The 3,190-nt window shown below is 71.5% G+C and carries 2 protein-coding genes; one reads left to right on the plus strand and one right to left on the minus strand.

The features are described from left to right. The coding region (locus VLK66_RS19040) for a gamma-glutamyltransferase family protein (protein ID WP_325311052.1) at positions 1-1,550 on the plus strand (1,550 nt) is incomplete at its 5' end. 370 nt (positions 1,551-1,920) lie between these two features. Here the strand turns inward: VLK66_RS19040 and VLK66_RS19045 are convergent. Continuing rightward, positions 1,921-3,190, minus strand: a 1,270-nt coding sequence (locus VLK66_RS19045) for a DUF4272 domain-containing protein (RefSeq protein WP_325311053.1), incomplete at its 5' end; no start/stop codon positions are given.

Below are 3,190 nucleotides of genomic sequence, written 5' to 3' on the forward strand. Positions count from 1 at the left end.
CGCCCACGGGGGCCACGCCGGAGTTCTTTCGATCCAAGGGGATGAGCTATCCGCCCGAGTACGGCCCGCTGGCGGCGGTGACGCCGGGGACGCCGGGCGGGCTGATGACCATGCTGGCGGAGTACGGCACGCTGTCCCTCAAGGAGGTGCTGGAGCCGGCGATCCAGATGGCCGACGGCTACCCGATCGAGGAGGAGACGGCGGGCTCCATCGAGCGCAACAAGGAGCTCATCCGGCAGTGGCCGTACTCCCGCGCGCTCTTCCTGGTCCACCCCGGCGCGGCGCACGAGGGGCCGGCCATCGGCGAGATCTTCCGGCAGCCGGACCTGGCCGCCACGCTGCGCAAGCTGGTGGACGCCGAACAGCAGGCGCTCCGGCAGGGGAAGAGCCGCCGCGAGGCGATCATGGCGGCGTACGACCGCTTCTACCGCGGCGACATCGCGCAGGAGCTGGTGCGCTCGGTGCGCGAGCAGGGCGGGCTGTTCACCCTCGAGGACCTGGCGAGCTGGCGGGTGCGGATCGAGGAGCCGGTGCGCACGAGCTACCGCGGCATCGACGTCTACAAGCTGAACGTGTGGCAGCAGGGGCCGGCCATGCTCCAGGCGCTGAACATCCTGGAGAACTTCGACCTGAAGTCGATGGGCTACAACTCGCCGCGCTACATCAACACCGTGTACCAGGCCATGTCGCTGGCCTTCGCGGACCGCGACTTCTACTACGGCGACCCGTACGTGCCGCCCGAGGAGCCGGTGCGCGGGCTGCTGTCGAAGGAGTACGCGAAGCAGCGGGCGGCGCTCATCGACCCCGCGCGCAACCGCCCCGACATCTTCCCCGGCGATCCGTATCCGTTCCAGGGCGGGCGCAACCCGTACCTGGCCGTGCTGCGCGAGTGGCCCAACACCATGAACGGCCGCGACTCGGTGTCGGCGCCGCCCACCTCGTTCGCCGAGTTCCAGCGCCAGTTCCAGTTGGGCACCACGTCGGTGGAGACGGCCGACGAGGAGGGGTGGGTGGTGAGCGTGACGCCGAGCGGGGGATGGATCCCGGCGGTGGTGGCCGGGCGCACGGGGGTGGGGCTGAGCCAGCGGATGCAGAGCTTCGTGACCGACCCGGCCGAGACGCCGTTCAACGTGGTGCGCCCCGGGCAGCACCCGCGGGTAACGCTGACGCCCACGCTGGCGCTGCGCGACGGCAAGCCCATGCTGGCGTTCGGCGTTCAGGGCGGCGACACGCAGGACCAGAACCTCCTCCAGTTCTTCCTGAACGTGGTGGAGTTCGGGATGAACGTGCAGCAGGCCGCCGAGGCGCCCAACATCAACAGCTACCAGATGCGCAGCTCGTTTGGCGGGCACGAGAGCCGGCCCGGGCGCATCCTGGTGAACGCGTCGATGCCGGATTCCGTGCGTACGCAGCTGCGGGGGATGGGGTACACGCTGGAGGTGCAGCGGCTCACCTCGGGCCCCATCAACGCCATCTTCATCGACCGCGAGCACGGCAGCTTCTGGGGCGGCAGCAGCAACTACGGCGAGGACTACGGCATCGCCTGGTGAGCGGGGGACAGGGGACAGGGGAGGGAGATGATGATCTGGCAGTCAACCGTGCATTACAAACGCACAGAGAGACGTCATCCTGAGGCCGGTCACACTGCTCTTGCCCCCGCACGAGCAGTTGCAGGCCGAAGGATCTATAGGCGAGGTCGCACGTGTGCTGCCGGATTGCACGATCGATGAGGATCGGGAGGAGATGAAGAGGCCGGCGCGCGGGCGCCGGCCTCTCGTGCTTCCCGGGTGCGGAAGGCGAATGAATTCGCGGCAACAACGGCACGAAGTCCCTGCGGGACTGCTGTCCGGCACCGGCGCGGGGTGCGAGACGAAGTGGCGATTCGCCGTAGTGCGGCTGTCCGGACTCGCGCCGGCCGCTTCACGTGCTCACATCGGCTTGGGAGTAGGTGTCGGGGCCTTCCCACAGCCAGTTGGCGGCGAGATGGCGCTCGCTGGCGGCGCTCATCGCGTTGCCGAGCGCCTCGGGCGGCGCGCGGTCGATGCGGACGCCACCGATCGCGAGGTCGCCGTCCACCAGCGGCACGCCGGTAACGTCCAGGGGGCCGAACCATGCCGTGGAGGCGAACTGCGCGAAATCCATCGCCCCGCGGCGGAGCGAGAAGTCGCGCAGGCGCCAGTGCAGCGCGAACAGCCGGCCGCGCAGCGCGCCGATCTCGCCGCGCGGACGCAGCACGGGTGCGTGGAGCAGGCGGCGCGCGGCGTCGCCGTCCAGCAGCCCCGCGGCCGCCCACAGCGTCTGCGCGTCGGAGATGCGGTCGTGCGGCGGGATCTCGGCGCGGCCGAGCGCCCACAGCAGCACGCTCAGCCCCTCCAGCCGCCAGACGGCATCGACCTGCGCCTGGCGCGGGAGCGACCCGATCGGCGTCCGCAGCACCTCGCGCTCGGCGGGCTCCATCTCGGCCTCGGCGCCCACGTCGCGTGCCCAGGCCAGCATCCCCGCGTGCGTGCCGCCGATGCCGGGGTGGCCGCGCTCGTCTTCCAGCAGCCCGCGCGCGGTGAGCGCCGCCAGCGCGAGGGCGCGGACTGCCACGCGCCCGGCGGCCGGCGCGGTGGCTTCGGGATCCGGCTCGTCCTCGTCATCATCGCCCCCGGCCGGCATCGCGTTGACGCGGGCACGGAAGGCAACCCGCGGCCACACGGCGCCGGGGTCCTCCGCGGGCGCGCCCGCGACGCAGAGCAGCACGCGGCCGCGCGCGTCCAGCATGGCGGACGGGCTGAAGAGCACGCCGTCGAGCATCTCGGTGATGTCGAACAGCGCGCGCATCCGCGGGTCGCCGGCGCTCGCCGCGTCGGGAACGAACTCGGTGCCGAGCTCGAATCCGAAGGTGTGCGTGAGCATGAGCACCCGTTCCTTCCGCGGCGTCTCGGGAAAGCGCGAGAAGTAGCCGCGCATCCCGTCCATCTGCCGCGCCCAGCTCTCTCCCGAGCAGTGCGCCGGGTCGAAGTACAGCTTCAGCAGCTTGCGGCCCAGCAGCCGGCCGAAGGTCACGCCCAGCGTGCGCCAGGCGTCGTCCGCCGGCGGGTCCAGGGCGACGCTCGCCCCCAGCTCCCGCAGGCGGCGGGCGACGGCCGCGCGGTCCAGCTCGCGGCCGAACACCGAGATCGGCTCCATCGCCATCGAAGTCCGG

Source organism: Longimicrobium sp. (assembly GCF_035474595.1).
GTDB lineage: Bacteria > Gemmatimonadota > Gemmatimonadetes > Longimicrobiales > Longimicrobiaceae > Longimicrobium.